At 68.5% G+C, this 14485-nt stretch carries 11 protein-coding genes; all 11 read left to right on the forward strand.

Annotation, left to right across the window (positions count from 1 at the left end; translation table 11 throughout):
- Positions 1-30: 30 nt before the first annotated feature.
- Positions 31-744: a BCCT family transporter gene (locus J5F18_RS06815; protein WP_346301529.1), complete on the forward strand. Its 714-nt coding sequence runs from the start codon at positions 31-33 to the stop codon at positions 742-744.
- 26 nt (positions 745-770) lie between these two features.
- A complete protein-coding gene (locus J5F18_RS06820) occupies positions 771-3281 on the forward strand; it encodes a CoA transferase (protein WP_346301530.1) in 2511 nt (836 codons plus the stop codon).
- 270 nt (positions 3282-3551) lie between these two features.
- Positions 3552-3758 carry a cold-shock protein gene (locus J5F18_RS06825; protein WP_010629501.1) on the forward strand — a complete coding sequence of 69 codons (207 nt, stop codon included), beginning with the start codon at positions 3552-3554 and terminating at the stop codon, positions 3756-3758.
- A 217-nt stretch (positions 3759-3975) separates the two neighbouring features.
- Positions 3976-5745, forward strand: coding sequence for an SLC13 family permease (locus J5F18_RS06830; protein ID WP_346301531.1), 1770 nt, complete (start codon positions 3976-3978; stop codon positions 5743-5745).
- 144 nt (positions 5746-5889) lie between these two features.
- Positions 5890-6558 (forward strand): alpha/beta fold hydrolase, encoded by a 669-nt coding sequence (locus tag J5F18_RS06835; RefSeq protein ID WP_346301532.1) that lies wholly within the window; start codon positions 5890-5892, stop codon positions 6556-6558.
- 95 nt (positions 6559-6653) lie between these two features.
- Positions 6654-7856 carry a tryptophan synthase subunit beta gene (gene trpB, locus J5F18_RS06840; protein WP_346301533.1) on the forward strand — a complete coding sequence of 401 codons (1203 nt, stop codon included), beginning with the start codon at positions 6654-6656 and terminating at the stop codon, positions 7854-7856.
- 95 nt (positions 7857-7951) lie between these two features.
- Positions 7952-9307, forward strand: a complete 1356-nt coding sequence (locus J5F18_RS06845; RefSeq protein WP_346301534.1) for a diguanylate cyclase — start codon at positions 7952-7954, stop codon at positions 9305-9307.
- 250 nt (positions 9308-9557) lie between these two features.
- Positions 9558-10244, forward strand: coding sequence for a hydrogenase subunit MbhD domain-containing protein (locus J5F18_RS06850; protein ID WP_346301535.1), 687 nt, complete (start codon positions 9558-9560; stop codon positions 10242-10244).
- Positions 10241-11689, forward strand: a complete 1449-nt coding sequence (locus J5F18_RS06855) for a proton-conducting transporter membrane subunit (RefSeq protein ID WP_346301536.1) — start codon at positions 10241-10243, stop codon at positions 11687-11689. The genes J5F18_RS06850 and J5F18_RS06855 overlap by 4 nt, the downstream gene beginning before the upstream one ends.
- Complete coding sequence (locus J5F18_RS06860; protein WP_346301537.1) at positions 11686-13191, forward strand: proton-conducting transporter membrane subunit; 1506 nt, start codon at positions 11686-11688, stop codon at positions 13189-13191. The genes J5F18_RS06855 and J5F18_RS06860 overlap by 4 nt, the downstream gene beginning before the upstream one ends.
- Positions 13188-14485, forward strand: a 1298-nt coding sequence (locus tag J5F18_RS06865; RefSeq protein WP_346301538.1) for a proton-conducting transporter membrane subunit, incomplete at its 3' end; no start/stop codon positions are given. The genes J5F18_RS06860 and J5F18_RS06865, both read left to right, overlap by 4 nt.

Raw genomic sequence — 14485 nt, forward strand, 5'->3', positions numbered from 1 at the left:
TTCACCTTCCTGGTGGGCAACTCACTGTTCATGATCGAAGGATGGGTGAACAGCTTCGGCAAGATGACCTCGAGTTTCGTGACCATGAGCCTGTGGACCGACCCGGTGGGAAGCTCGACCTTCTCCCAGGACTGGACCGTCTTCTACTGGGCCTGGTGGATCGCCTATGCCCCCATGATGGGACTCTTCGTGGCGCGTATCTCGCGCGGACGGACGATCCGTGAGCTGATCATCGCCGAGCTGGTCTTCGGATCGCTGGGTTGCTGGATGTTCTTCGCCGTCTGGGGTGGCTATGCCCTGGACCTGCAGATTAGTGGGACCCTCGACGTGGCGGCGATCCTGAACGAGGGCGGGATCCCCGCCGCGGTGCAGGCCATTCTGAACACCTTGCCAATGTCGGGCGTCGTCACCGCCGTGTTCATCGTGCTGTGTTTCATCTTCCTGGCCACGACCCTCGACAGTTCCGCCTATGTGCTGGCGTCGGTCACCTCCCGCAAGCTGTCGGGCTATCAGGAGCCCAAGCGGGCCCTTCGCCTGACCTGGGCCTTCCTGATCGCCGGGGTTGGGGTGGCCCTGATCCAGCTGGGCGGGCTCCGGGCGGTGCAGACCTCGACGATCATCGTTGCCCTGCCGATGATTCCGGTACTGGGCATCCTGTCCTGGTCGCTGGTGCGCTGGTTGCGGCAGGACTTTGCCAAGAAGGTGCTCGAGCCGCACCTGGTCATCGAAGAGAGCGTGAAGTGAACCGTTACGCCAGCAGGAGTCAAGAGATGCCTCTGAACCCCCATTCCAAGCTGCCCCTGAAGGGCGTGAAGGTCATTGATTTTGGCCAGTACATGGCAGGGCCTGCCGTGGCCATGATCCTCGCGGATCTCGGCGCCACCGTGGTCCATGTGGATCCTCCCGAGGGACCGCTATGGGAAACCCCAGCCAATGCCACGCTGAATCGCAACAAGCTGATCGTGTCGATCGATCTCAAGAGTGACGAGGGCCAGCGGCAGGCCCTCGCCCTGATCGAGGAAGCCGATATCATCATCGAGAGCTTCCGTCCAGGGGTGATGAAGCGCCTGGGCATCGACTTCGCGGCGCTGCGTGACGAGCGTCAGGAACTGATCACCCTGTCGATGCCGGGCTTCGCCTCCAACGATGAGCTGCGGCGCGACTGGCGAGCCTTCGAGAGCGTGATCGCGGCCAACTCGGGCGTGTTTACCGACATGGGCCTCAATCGGGTGCTGATGGGCGTCAATCCGTCCTTCTCGCCGCTGCCGCTGGCGTCGGCCTACGGCATGATGCTGGCCGCCTCGTCGGTGGTGTTGGCCCTGCAGGCGAGGGAAAGGACCGGGCTCGGCGACGAGATCGAGGTGCCGCTGGCCTGCGCGCTGATGGAGGGGCTCTGCTACAACTCCATCAAGATCGAGGAGCTGCCCGAGCGCTACAAGACGCAGCGCGAGAAGGAGATCGAGCGTCGGCGTATCGAGGGGCTGCCGATGAACCTCACCTACGAGGAGCTTCAGGAACTCCTGGATCCCTTCTATCGCAGCTACAAGTGCAAGGATGGACGGATGTTCTATGTGGTCTGTCCCAGCCACAAGGAGCATGCCAAGCGCTGCCTCAAGACCCTGGGCCTCTACGATGAGCTCGTCGAGGAGGGCATGTGCGAGGAGCCCGATACCTACCTGCCCACCAGCGAGTGGCAATCGGACATGTCGCTCGGCGTCTATCCGCTGCCCAAGCGCTGGGCGGATCACATCGCCGCGCGAATGAAGGAGGTCTTCCTGACCCGCACCGCCAAGGAGTGGGAAAAGATCTTCGGCCGGGGCAAGTTCCCCGGCGCCCCTCAGCGCTGGCTCCAGGAGTGGGTCCATGATGACCATGCCGAAACCACCGGCCTGATGGTGGAGGTCGAGGATGACGAGTTCGGCCTGATGACCCAGCCGGGACCGGTCGTCTGGCTGCAGGACAGCGGCCACGAGATGCTGGCTCCGCGCCCGCGGCGCTGGGTCAGCGTCGAGGAAGCCCTGGCCACGCTCTCGGCGATCGAGACCAAGCTGCCGCGGGTGCGAGCGAAGAATGCCCGGGACGGTTGGCTGGAGGGGGTGCGCATCCTCGATCTCTGCAACGTCATCGCTGGCCCCCACTCGGTGGCCTACCTGGCTCGTTTCGGCGCCGAGATCACCAAGCTGGATCCAGCCAAGCCGTTCTACGACTGCTGGAACACGGTGATCTTCGGGCTGTCGCACATGCGCTCCAAGCGTTCGGTGCTGACCGATATCAGCCAGCCCCGCGGGCGGCAGATCTTCGAGGAGCTGGTCAGGCGCTCCGACGTGGTGGTGTGGAATGCCACGGACAAGCAGGTGGAGCGCATGGGGCTGACCGAGCAGGAGATGAAGCGGCTCAACCCTCGCGCCATCTTCTGCCAGCTGGACTGCTTCAGTGGCGTGAAGCCGGGGCCCCGCACCAACTACCTGGGCTACGACGATCTGGTGCAGGCCACCACCGGCATCATGCTGCGCTTCGGCGGTAGCATGGACACCCCGGAGGAGCATGCGCATGTCGGCACCATCGATGTCATGTGTGGTTTCGGTGCCTCCCTGGGGGTGGCCGCGGCACTCTATCAGCACCTCAAGACGGGGGAGGTCGGGCGCGTCAAGACCTCGCTGTCGGCCCTGAGCGGTCTGGCCCAGGCACCGTTCTGTTACGACTACGAGCGTCGCGGCCTGTTCGACGAACCGTCCGGTCGAGAGGTCAACGGCTACGATGACCTGTCGCGCTTCTATGCGGCCTCCGATGGCGTGGTGCTGATCAGCGCCTACGAAACCGACCTGGCCAAGTTTGCCGGCGTCGAGGGGCTGGAAGGGCTGGTGGATGTTGCCCCGGAGGAGCGGGCGGCCTATCTGGCGCCGCGGTTCCTGACCGCCAGGGCGGCCGACTGGGTGGCACGCCTCCAGGCGGCCGACATCGGGGCCGCGGTCTGCGAGAACCTCGAGACCCTGCGCGCCTACAACGCCTGGCCCAGCGATGGCGCGACGGGTATTCACCGCGGCAGCTACTCCTTCACGGTCTATGAGGACCATCCGAGCGGGCATGTCATCACCCAGCTGGACCCCTATGCGATTCGCCCGAAGCGGGGGCGCATCTATCCGCTTGCCCCCTCCGAGAAGTACGGGGCTTCTACCCGGCAGGTGCTGGAGGAGCTCGGTCACACCGGTGAGGAGATCGACCGGTTGATCGAGGAGGGTGTGATAGCAGAGAGCTGGAGTCGTGAATACCTGCCGACCTGAGACCAGGATCGCCGTGGCGACTCCGGGGGCATCGACTGACCCCGGAGCCGGCGATGGGCCGTGGAGTAACTTTTTCGTCACCCTGCGCGAATAGGGTTGACGTTGGCGTCGGCAAGGCGCAAGCTGTGCGCAGTTGGTTAGCAAGTCGAACATCGCAGGTGGTCATCGAAATGCTCATGGCGTCGATTTCCCGGTGAAAAGTTTCTTGTTCTACCCACTGCAACTCGGGTATTTCCCGGCAAATCAAAATGCTATTCGAGGAATTCGATAATGGCTACCGGTACCGTCAAGTGGTTCAACGACACCAAGGGCTTCGGCTTCATCTCTCCGGACGACAACGGTGACGACCTGTTCGCTCACTTCTCCGAGATCCAGGCCGACGGCTTCAAGACCCTGCAGGACGGCCAGAAGGTCTCCTTCGACGTCACCCAGGGCAAGAAAGGCCTCCAGGCTTCCAACATCAAGGTCATCGGCTGATCGCCAGCTGATCTGATGTGACTCTTCACCGAGTCAGACAAGGCCCGCCGCGCGCGGGCCTTTTCGCGTGTGCGCCGTTTGGCCAGGCGGAAGGGGCTGGTGGGGAAGCGAGGGGGCGTTATAGCCACTTTTGGAATAAGTGAATTTCTAGAAAGAACTTTTTAGAATAATCTGTCGGCGGCAGAATAGGGGTACTTTCGTTGATCGGATTCCCGCCATGCCCCTGGACGCCTGGATCTCCCTCGCCGTCGTGATCGCCGTCTTTCCCTTGATGGCGCTTTCGCGACTCGGGCCGGACATCGTCCTGCTGGGGGCGGTGATCCTGCTGCTGACGCTCGGCATCCTCGATCCCTCCCAGGCGCTGGGCGGCTTCTCCAGCACGGGGCTCTTCACCGTGGCCTTCATGTACGTGCTGGTCACCGCCATTCGCCAGACCGGCGGCATCGACCTGATCATCCGCTACCTGCTCGGCCAGCCCCGCGGCGAGGGCAGGGCGCTGATCCGCCTGCTGTTACCGGTGGCGTCGCTGAGTGGCTTCCTCAACAACACCCCGGTGGTAGCCACCTATATTCCTGCCGTACTGAGCTGGAGTCGCCGCGTGCAGCTGCCGGCCCATCGCCTGCTGATGCCGCTCAGCTTCGCCTCCATCCTCGGCGGCACCATTACCCTGTTCGGCACCAGCACCAACCTGGTGGTGCACGGCCTGCTGGTGGATCGCTCGCCGGAGCTGGCCATGGGCCTCTTCGACCTCGCCTGGGTGGGCGTGCCGGTGGCGCTGATCGGCCTGGCCTACCTCATCCTGCTTGGCCCGCGGCTGCTGCCGGCGCGTCGTGGGGCCTCGGCGGCCTTCGAGAACCCGCGGGAGTTCACCATCGAGATGGAGGTCGATCCCGCCGGCCCGCTGGTCAATCGCACGGTGGAGGAGGCGGGCCTGCGCCATCTCCAGGAGCTGTTCCTGGTGGAGATCGAGCGCGACGGCAACGTGGTCAGCGTGGTGGGCCCCGGCGAGCGCCTCAAGGGGGGCGACCGCCTGGTGTTCGCCGGCACGCGTGAGGGCGCGGTGGAGCTGCAGCAGGTGCGCGGCCTGGTGCCCTCGCGCCACGGCGAGTCGAGCCTGGAGAAGGACTTCAAGGAGCGCCGCCTGGTGGAGGCGGTCGTCTCCGACCAGTGCCAGTTCGTCGGCCAGCGCATCCGTGACGGCCACTTCCGCACCCTCTACGGTGCCGCCGTGCTGGCGGTCTGCCGCGGCGGCGAGCGGGTGGCCGGTAACCTCGGCCAGGTGCGGCTGCAGCCGGCCGACGTGCTGCTGCTCGAGGCGCGCCCGCCCTTCATCGAGCGCCATCGTCAGTCGCGGGACTTCCTGCTGATCAGCCAGCTCAACGGCGCGGCACGCCCCATACACGAGAAGGCCTGGCTGGCCTGGGGCATCCTGGCAGGGGTGGTGGCCCTGGCGAGCCTCGGGGTGCTGAGCATGATGAACGCGGCCATGCTGGGGGCGGCGCTGGTACTGCTGACCGGCTGCTGCACGGTGGGGGCCGCCAAGCGCGGGCTGGACACCCAGGTGCTGCTGACCATTGCTGCCTCCTTCGGCCTGGGCGCGGCGCTGGAGAGTTCCGGGGCCGCGGCGGTCCTGGCCGCTGGCGCCCTGGGGTTGGCCGACGGCAACCCGCTGCTGCTGCTGATCGGGACCTACCTGCTGGTGGCGATGCTGACCGAGCTGGTTACCAACAATGCCGCCGCGGTGATCACCTTCCCGGTGGTGATGGCCAGCGCCGAGAGCCTTGGGGTGAGCCCCATGCCCTTCGTGGTGGCGGTGATGTTTGCCGCCTCGGCCAGCTTCCTGACGCCGATCGGCTACCAGACCAACCTGATGGTGCATGGCCCGGGTGGCTACCGCTTCAGCGACTTCCTGCGCCTGGGTGGGCTGCTCAATCTGCTCGTTGCCGTGGTGGCATTGACGCTGATTCCCCTGGTCTGGCCCTTCTGATCCAGCTGGCCCTTCTGATCCAGCTCGCCCTTCTGATCCGGCTGGCCTTTCTGCACCCTGAAAGGGCGTGTGTCTCGCCGCCACCGGGGCTTTGCGGTAGGGTGTCGGGTCTGATATCCCCGACAAACAAATGGAAGCCTCTCCATGAGCCATCCCGGCGAACTGATCATCGAACCGAGAAGCGGCCGACCCGCCGATGCCTGCGTGTTCATCCTCCATGGCCTGGGGGCCGACGGCAGCGACTTCGAGCCCTTGGTGCCGGCCCTGCCACTGCCCACCGACGATGCCGTGCGTTACATCCTGCCCCATGCGCCGCGTCTGCCGGTGACCATCAACGGCGGCATGGTGATGCCGGCCTGGTACGACATCCTCGAGATGAACCTGGACCGCCGCGTCGACGAGCCCCAGCTCAAGGCCTCCGCCGAGCGCATCCAGGGTCTGGTGCGCGAGCAGATCGATCGCGGCATCGACAGCCGCCGCATCATCCTGGCCGGCTTCTCCCAGGGCGGCGCCGTGGCTTACCAGGCCGCGCTCTCCTTCGAGGCGCCGCTGGGCGGCCTGCTGGCCTTGTCCACCTACTTCGCCACCGCCGACAGCATCGCGCTGCATGAGGCCAACCGTGCGCTGCCCATCGAGGTGCACCACGGCAGCTTCGATCCGGTGGTGCCCGAGGCGCTGGGCAAGGCCGGCTTCGAGAAGGTGCTGTCGCTGGGCTACCCCGCCCACTATTGCCAGTACCCCATGGCCCACGCGGTCTGCCCCCAGCAGGTTGCTGACATAGGCAGTTGGCTTTCCGCGCGCCTCGCGCGCTGAGCCGGCGGGTTTCGGCCTTGGTCGTCTCGACAGCCCGGCGGGTGGCCGGCATCCTGTCGGCAGGATTCGTCGCCAGCCACAGGACACGAGAGACCATGAGCACTTCCCCCTTCGCCAACCTGCCCGATGCCCGGGGCTACTTCGGCCGCTTCGGCGGCCAGCTGATCCCGCCCGAGCTCAAGGCGGTCATGGACGAGATCGACGCCGCCTACGAGGAGATCCGCGTCCGCGAGGACTTCCAGCAGGAGCTGGCCAGCCTGTTCGCCGACTACGTGGGTCGGCCCAGCCCCATCTTCCACGCCCGGCGCCTCTCCGAGAAGCTGGGTGGCGCCCAGATCCATCTCAAGCGCGAGGACCTCAATCACACCGGCGCCCACAAGATCAACCACTGCCTGGGCGAGGCGCTGCTGGCCAGGTTCATGGGCAAGACCAAGGTGATCGCCGAGACCGGCGCCGGCCAGCACGGCGTGGCGCTGGCCACCGCCTGCGCCCTGGTGGGGATCCCCTGCGAGATCCACATGGGCCAGGTGGACATCGAGAAGGAACACCCCAACGTCACCAAGATGAAGATCCTCGGCTGCACCCTGGTGGCGGTGACCCGCGGCACGGCGACCCTCAAGGACGCCGTGGACAGCGCCTTCGAGGAGTACCTCAAGGACCCTCAGAACTATATCTACGCCATCGGCTCGGTGGTGGGTCCGCACCCCTTCCCGAAGATGGTGCGCGACTTCCAGTCGATTATCGGTACCGAGGCTCGCGAGCAGTTCCTGGCGCGTCATGGCCGCCTGCCGGACCACGTCACCGCCTGCGTCGGCGGCGGCTCCAACGCCATCGGCATGTTCACTGCCTTCCTCGAGGATGAGGCCGTCCACCTGGTCGGTGTGGAGCCGGCCGGCGAGGGGCTCGACTCCCCGCGCCACGCCGCCACCCTGACCCTGGGTAAGCCTGGCGAGATACACGGCATGGCCTGCTATGTGCTCGAGGACGAGGCCGGCCACCCCATGCCAGTGCACTCCATCGCCTCCGGTCTCGACTATCCGGGGGTAGGCCCCCAGCACAGCTACCTCAAGGAGCTGGGCCGGGTCGATTACCAGAGCGCCACCGACGAGGAGTGTCTGAATGCCTTCCTGACGCTTTCCCGGGTCGAAGGCATCATCCCGGCGCTGGAGAGTGCCCACGCGGTGGCCTGGGCCATGCGCGAGGCGCCCGGCTTGCCGAAGGCTCAGCATATCCTGGTCAATCTCTCCGGCCGCGGCGACAAGGACGCCGACTACGTGGCCGACCGCCTCGGCCTCTGATCCGCCAGGTGCCCGCCGTCGCATTCTGCGGTAGGCTGGGTGCCGGGCCAGGAGAGGCCCCCTCCATCGGATGCAGAGAGTTCGGGGGCTTGGGAATGGAGACGATCAGGCGGGTATGGCGACGCTGGCGGGCCAGGGAGGGGAAACACCCTAGCTCACCGCCGCTCGGTGACCTCCTGCTGACCCACTATCCGGGTGCGGTCATGCTGGTCGACGAGGAGGGCCTGGTGCGCCAGGTCAACCCGGCCTTCGAGCGGCATACCGGCCACGCCGCCGACCAGCTGCTCGGGCGGCGCGCCGTGACGCTCGACAGCGATCCCCTGCATGGGGACTTCGGCCGCGCCCTGGCGCAGGTCCTGGCCAGCCGTCGGCCCTGGCAGGGGGTGCTGCTCTGCCGCCGCGCCGACGGTGCCCTGCGCCACCACACCACCATGATCCAGCCCCTCGAGGCCGATGAGGCGAGATCCCGGGCGCTGCTGGTGATGCAGTACGACGTCACCGGAATGCGCGAGCGTGAGCTGCATGACCGCCAACTGCTGACTCGTCTGCAGGGCACCGTCTCGCGTCTGCCCGGTGTCGTCTTCCGACTCCGCCAGGCCGCCACGGGGCGGCTCGAGCTGCTCTACGCCAGCGAGGGGCTCGAGGCGATGACGGGCGCGTCGCCGGAGCCGGTCATGGACGATATCGAGCGCCTGCTGGAGAAGCTGCTGCCCGAGGATCGCCACCGGCTGGAGACCTCCCTGGCCCAGTCGGCGGTGAGCCTGGAAGCCTGGCAGCTGGAGTTCCGCCTCGACCTGGCGGGCGGTATCCGCTGGCTGGAGGGGCGGGCCGAGCCGCAGCGCCGTCGCGACGGCGATACCCTGTGGGACGGCCTGCTGGTCGATATCACCGAGCGCAAGCGAGTCGAGCAGCAGGTCCGGCGACTGGTCGGCACCGACATGCTGACCGGTGCCCTCAACCGCCGCGCCTTCTTCGAGCAGGGGACGGCGGCCCAGGCTCGGGCCCTGCGACATGACGAGCCCTTGCCGCTGGCGATGCTCGACATCGACCACTTCAAGGCCCTCAACGATACCCACGGCCATGGGGCCGGCGACCTCGCCCTGCAGGCGTTCGCGGCCGCCTGCAGGGAGTGCCTGCGCCCCTATGACCTCTTCGCGCGCATCGGCGGCGAGGAGTTCGCGGTGCTGCTGGTCGATACCACCCCCGACGAGGCCCGGACCATCCTGGAGCGCCTGCGCCAGGCGGTGGGGGCCATCGAACTGGAGGTGGATGAGGCCACGCTGCGCTTCACGGTCAGCCTGGGGCTGACGACCCTGGCGCCGGGAGGCAGCCTGGAAGGCGCCCTGGCGGAGGCCGATCGCGCCCTCTATCGCGCCAAGCACGAGGGCCGCAACCGGATCGTCCTCGCCTCCGGCACGGTGCTTTCGGGCGCCGGTGATGACACGGCGTGAGCTCGCCTCCTGGCAATCTCGGCTTGAAGTCGTCAGGATCATCCTCATGACATCAGTGACATGGCATTCGCCAGGCGTCACGATCTGCCGGGTGCGGTCGCGTCCGTCATCCCGTTATCCCGTCATCACATGGAGGAAGTGAGCAATGTCCGGACTCTCCGAAGATTTCCGCCTCCCGGTCGCCTGCCCCGTCTGCGAGTGCGCGGCGCTGAGCGAGCAGGTCGTCAACCGCGGTGACCGCTGACCGCCGGTGACAGCCCCCTTCGCCTGGGCGCTGGGTACCCTGCTGGTGCTGCTGGCGGGCACCAGCCTGCTCGACCGCCACCTGCGTCGCGCCTGCCTGACCTTCATCGCCTTCGCGCTGAGCATGGCGCTGGCCTGGTGGTGGCTCGCGGCGCCCTGGCTGGCCCTTGCCGAGGCGCTGCTCGGCGCGCTGATGACCGGCGCCGCTCTGCTGCATGCGCTGGGCCGTGCCGGCGATGTCCCGCGCCTGCCCGCCCGCGACGATACCCCACGTCATCGCGATGAGGCGCCGGCGCATTGGCTCGCCGCCCTGGCCTGGCTGGCGCTGACCGCCCTGGCGGTGGGCTGGTTGCTCGGCGCCGAGGCGCAGTTGCCGCCGGAGGAGGCCAGCGTCTCGCTGGTACCTGCCGGCCTGCTGGTGATGGCACTTGGGCTCTGGGCGTTCGCCCGCCAGCGTCATCTGCTGCGCCGCCTGCTGGCTTTCAACGTGCTCGGCTCCGGCGTCTTCCTGCTGCTGGCCGGGCTCGGCGGCCCCGCCATCGAGGTCCAGGGGCTGATCCTGGTGGGCCTGGTGGTGGCGCTGGTCGGCTCGGTGCTGGGCGCGCTGCTGCTGCGACGCCTGTACGCCCTGGAGGGGCGGGTCACCCTCGAGAAGGAGCCCCAGGCGCAGCCCGAGTCGGAGCCGGGCCGATGAGCAGCGCGCCGGGCCTGCTGCTGGGATTGGTGCTGGCCGCCCCGCTGGCGCTGGGCCTGCTGGCGCTGTGGCGTCCTCCCGAGCGGATGCGGCCGGTGGCGCTGGCCGGTGCACCGTTGCCGCTGGCCACCCTCTGGCTGCTGCCCCAGGTGGGGGAGGTGGGGCTGTACGGCAGCCTGGCACTCTTCGGGCTGACGCTGCACTGGCGCCTGGACGCCCTGGGGGGGCTGCTGCTGCTGCTGACCCAGCTGGTGCTGCTGGCCAGTGCCGCCTATGCGGCAGGGCACCGCCGGGCCCTGGACCTGCCGGGGGGGGGCTACGCCAGGTTCTGGCCGCTGCTGGGTGGCCTGGCCGCGGCCCTGGGGCTGATCTGGGTGGCGGCGGACCTGCTGCTGCTGTATGCCGGCCTGGAGCTGATGGGACTTTGCGCGGTGGGAATGATGCTGCTCCCCGGCAAGGCCGAGGCGTTGGTCGCCGGCCTGCGCTACCTGCTCTATGCGCTGGTGGGCTCCCTGGCCTGGCTGCTCGGGGTGGCGCTGCTGCTGGGTATCTGGGGCACCCTCGACCTGGCCGGCCTCGCCGCGGTGGCCGAGCCGGATGCGGTGACGCGCATCGCCATGGCGCTGCTGGCCGGCGGGCTGCTGCTCAAGGCGGCGATCTTCCCGCTGCACGGCTGGCTGGCCCCGGTCCATGCCAGCGCCTGGACGCCGGTCAGCGCGGTCCATGGCGCCCTGGTCGTCAAGGCCTCCTTCTTCATCCTGGTCTTGCTGTGGCGGCTGCTGCTGCCCGAGGCGGTGGCGGCAGCCTGGGCGCTGGGGCTGCTGGGCGCGGCCGCGGTGCTGTGGGGGGGCGTCCAGGCGTGGCGGGCCGACAGCCTCAAGCAGGTGGTGGCCTGGTCCACGGTGGGCCAGCTTGGCTACCTGATGCTGCTCTTCCCGCTGCTGGCCGGCACTGCCGCCGGAGTGGCCGTCCTGGCCTGGCAGTCGACCTGGCTGCAGCTGGCCGGCCACGCCCTGGCCAAGGCGGCGATGTTCATGGCCGCCGGCAACCTGATGTTCTCCACCGGCGCCGCCCGCCTGGCCGACCTGGCAGGCACCAGCCGGCGACTGCCGCTGTCGCTGATGACCTTCGGCCTGGCCGCGGTGACCCTGATGGGGCTGCCGCCCAGCGCCGGCTTCACCGCCAAGTGGCTGTTGCTGCAGGCCTCGCTCCAGTCGGGCCAGTGGCTGTGGGTCGGGGTGCTGGTGGTGGGCACGCTGCTGACCGCGGCCTATGTCTTCCGGGTACTGCGCTGCTCGTTCGTCGAGGAGGCCCCCCGCCAGGCATTCCAGCCCCTGCCGCGGGGCATGGAACTGGTGGCCCTGCTGCTGGCGCTGGCCGCCGTGGGGCTCGGCCTGGTGGCGGAGTGGCCCATGGCACTGCTGCGTCAGGGAGGGGTGCCATGAGTGCGGCTTTCTTCCCCGTGGCGACACTGGCCACCTCGCTGGTGGCGGCGGCACTGATCTTCCTGCTCCCGGAGGGCGCCTTCCGGGCCCGGAGCGGGCTCAACCTGGCCGCCGCCGTGATCAAGATCGCCCTGGTGGCCTGGATGGTGCGCGGGCTCAGCCAGGGGCACGCCTACACCGTGGAGTTCCCGGTGCTGGAGGGGCTGGCCTTCGTGCTGCGCGCCGATGCGCTGGGCATCATGTTTGCCGGGCTCTCCTCGCTGCTGTGGCTGTTCACCACCATCTACGCCATCGGCTACCTGGAGGACTCGCCCAACCGGCGACGCTTCTTCGGATTCTTCAGCCTCTGCGTCGCCAGCACCCTGGGCATCAGCCTGGCCGGCAACCTCTTCACCTTCCTGGTATTCTATGAGCTGCTGACCCTCTCCACCTATCCCCTGGTGGCCCATCGCGGCACCCCGAAGTCGCTGGCCGCGGCCACCCTCTACCTGCGCTTCACCCTCACCGCGGGCCTGGTGCTGATGATCGGCATGGTGGCCCTGCACGCCCTGGCCGGCGATATCCGCTTCGGCCAGCGGGAGATCCTCGCCGAGTTCGGCCCCGAGCGGCACGGCACCCTGATCGCCATCTTCTGGGTGCTGATCGTCGGCTTCGGGGTCAAGGCGGCGCTGGTGCCGCTGCACGGCTGGCTGCCCCGGGCCATGGTAGCGCCGGCGCCGGTCAGCGCCCTGCTGCATGCCGTGGCGGTGGTCAAGGCCGGAGCCTTCGGCATCGTGCGCCTGGTCTATGACGTCTACGGCGCCGAACTCAGCCAGTCGCTGGGGCTGCTCACGGGACTCGCGGTCGTCGCCAGCGTCACCATCCTCTACGGCTCGCTGCGCGCCCTGGCCCAGGTGGAGCTGAAGCCGCGGCTGGCCTTCTCCACGGTGAGCCAGGTGAGCTACATCGTGCTGGGCATCGGCTTGTTCGGGCCGCTCGGCACCATCGCCGCGCTCTCCCATCTGCTGCACCAGGGCCTGATGAAGATCACCCTGTTCTTCTGCGCCGGCAACTACGCCGAAGAGCTCGGTATCCACCGTATCGATGAGCTCGATGGGGCGGGGCGGCGCATGCCGCTCACCAGCCTGGCCTTCAGCGTCGGCGCCCTGGGCATGATCGGGCTGCCGCCCCTGGTGGGTTTCCTCAGCAAGTGGTACCTGGGGATCGGGGCGGTGCAGGCCGGCATGCCCTGGGTGATCGCCGTGCTGGTGGCCAGCAGCCTGCTCAATGCGGCCTACTTCCTGCCAATCCTCTACCGCCTGTGGTTCCGGCCGGGCCCCGGCCACGGGGTGGGCGAGTGGCCTGAGGAGCGCCGCCTGGGTCGCTTCGAGACCAGCAGCTGGCTGCTGCTGCCGGCGCTGGCCACGGCACTGTTCAGCCTGCTGGCCGGCCTGCTGGCGGGGCTGCCCTATAGCCCGCTGGAGTGGGCCACCCAGGTGGTGGGCCTGGAGTACCTGCCATGAGTGCGCCGCTTGTCCCGCTGCTGATCGCCGCGCTGCTCTGGCCGCTCGTGCTGGTGCTGCGCGTGCCGCTGATGGCAGCCCTCGCCGAGCGCGGTGAGTCTCCCTTCCCCCTCGACCCGCTGTGGGCCACGGCGCCGCTGCCCGCCCTGGCGCTGGCGTTGCTCGGGTCCGACGGCAGCCTGTCGCTGTCGGCCTGGCTGCTGGGGGGTGCCTGGGTGCTGGACGAGCCGCGGCGCGTGCTGCTGGCCTTTACCGCGCTCCTGTGGCTGCTCGCGGGCTGGTACGCCCGCGGCTACCTGGCGGGTGAGGGTGAGCGTGCCGTGGCCGGTAACGGCGCGGCGGCGTCGCGGCTGGCGCGCTTCGCCGTGCTCTGGCCGTTGACGCTCTCCGGCAACCTGCTGCTGCTGCTGGCCGAGGATATCGCCAACTTCTACCTGGGCTTTGCGGTGATGACCTTTGCCGCCTACGGCCTGGTGATCCACTCCGGTACCCGGGATGCCCTCACCGGCGGGCGCGCCTACCTGATCATGGCGGTGCTCGGCGAGGGGTTGATCCTGGGAGGCCTGCTGTGGGGAGCCGGCAGCCTGGGCACCCTGACCCTGACCGGGCTGCGTGAGGGGCTCGGCAACCTCGAGCACGGCGTCTGGATCGGTCTGCTGCTGTGGCTCGGCTTCGGGGTCAAGGCCGGGGTGGCAGGTCTGCACCTGTGGCTGCCCCTGGCTCATCCGGTGGCGCCGACACCGGCCAGCGCCGTGCTCAGCGGCGCCATGGTCAAGGCCGGGGTGGTGGGCTGGATGGCCACCCTGCCGCTGGGCGAGCCGGCGGCGGTGGGATTCGTCGGGCTGGGCCGGGCGATGCTGGTCGCTGGCCTGGTGGGCGCCATCGGGGCCGCCCTGATCGGGCTCTTCCAGCGCCATCCCAAGGCGATCCTGGCCTACTCCAGCGTCAGCCAGCTCGGCATGCTGGCCGCCCTGGTGGGCGTCGGCCTGGTCACCCCCGGGCTGTGGCCGGCGCTGGCACCGGCGGTGGTGCTGTTTGCCGCTCACCACGGGCTGACCAAGGGGGCGCTGTTCCTGGGCGTGGGCATCGGCGAGCATCCGCCGCGGCTACCCGCCTGGGTGCTGGCGCTGCTGCTCACCCTGCCGGCGCTCTCGCTGGCGGGCGCGCTGGGCTCGGGACTCGCCACCAAGTGGGCCTTCAAGTCGGTGCTCTATGACGGTGGCGCCGCTTGGCTGGTCACCTGGCTCTCCCTGGCCGCGGTGGGTACCGCGGCACTGATGGCGCGCACCCTGTG

This window comes from Halomonas sp. BM-2019 (genome assembly GCF_017584085.1).

Excerpts from the sequence above, each read along its gene's own strand:
- J5F18_RS06845 (WP_346301534.1), top strand. The coding sequence starts at position 7,952 with ATGGAGACGATCAGGCGGGTATGGCGACGCTGGCGGGCCAGGGAGGGG.
- trpB (WP_346301533.1), top strand. The coding sequence starts at position 6,654 with ATGAGCACTTCCCCCTTCGCCAACCTGCCCGATGCCCGGGGCTACTTC.
- J5F18_RS06830 (WP_346301531.1), top strand. The coding sequence starts at position 3,976 with ATGCCCCTGGACGCCTGGATCTCCCTCGCCGTCGTGATCGCCGTCTTT.
- J5F18_RS06835 (WP_346301532.1), top strand. The coding sequence starts at position 5,890 with ATGAGCCATCCCGGCGAACTGATCATCGAACCGAGAAGCGGCCGACCC.
- J5F18_RS06820 (WP_346301530.1), top strand. The coding sequence starts at position 771 with ATGCCTCTGAACCCCCATTCCAAGCTGCCCCTGAAGGGCGTGAAGGTC.
- J5F18_RS06825 (WP_010629501.1), top strand. The coding sequence starts at position 3,552 with ATGGCTACCGGTACCGTCAAGTGGTTCAACGACACCAAGGGCTTCGGC.
- J5F18_RS06855 (WP_346301536.1), top strand. The coding sequence starts at position 10,241 with ATGAGCAGCGCGCCGGGCCTGCTGCTGGGATTGGTGCTGGCCGCCCCG.
- J5F18_RS06815 (WP_346301529.1), top strand. The coding sequence starts at position 31 with ATGATCGAAGGATGGGTGAACAGCTTCGGCAAGATGACCTCGAGTTTC.
- J5F18_RS06860 (WP_346301537.1), top strand. The coding sequence starts at position 11,686 with ATGAGTGCGGCTTTCTTCCCCGTGGCGACACTGGCCACCTCGCTGGTG.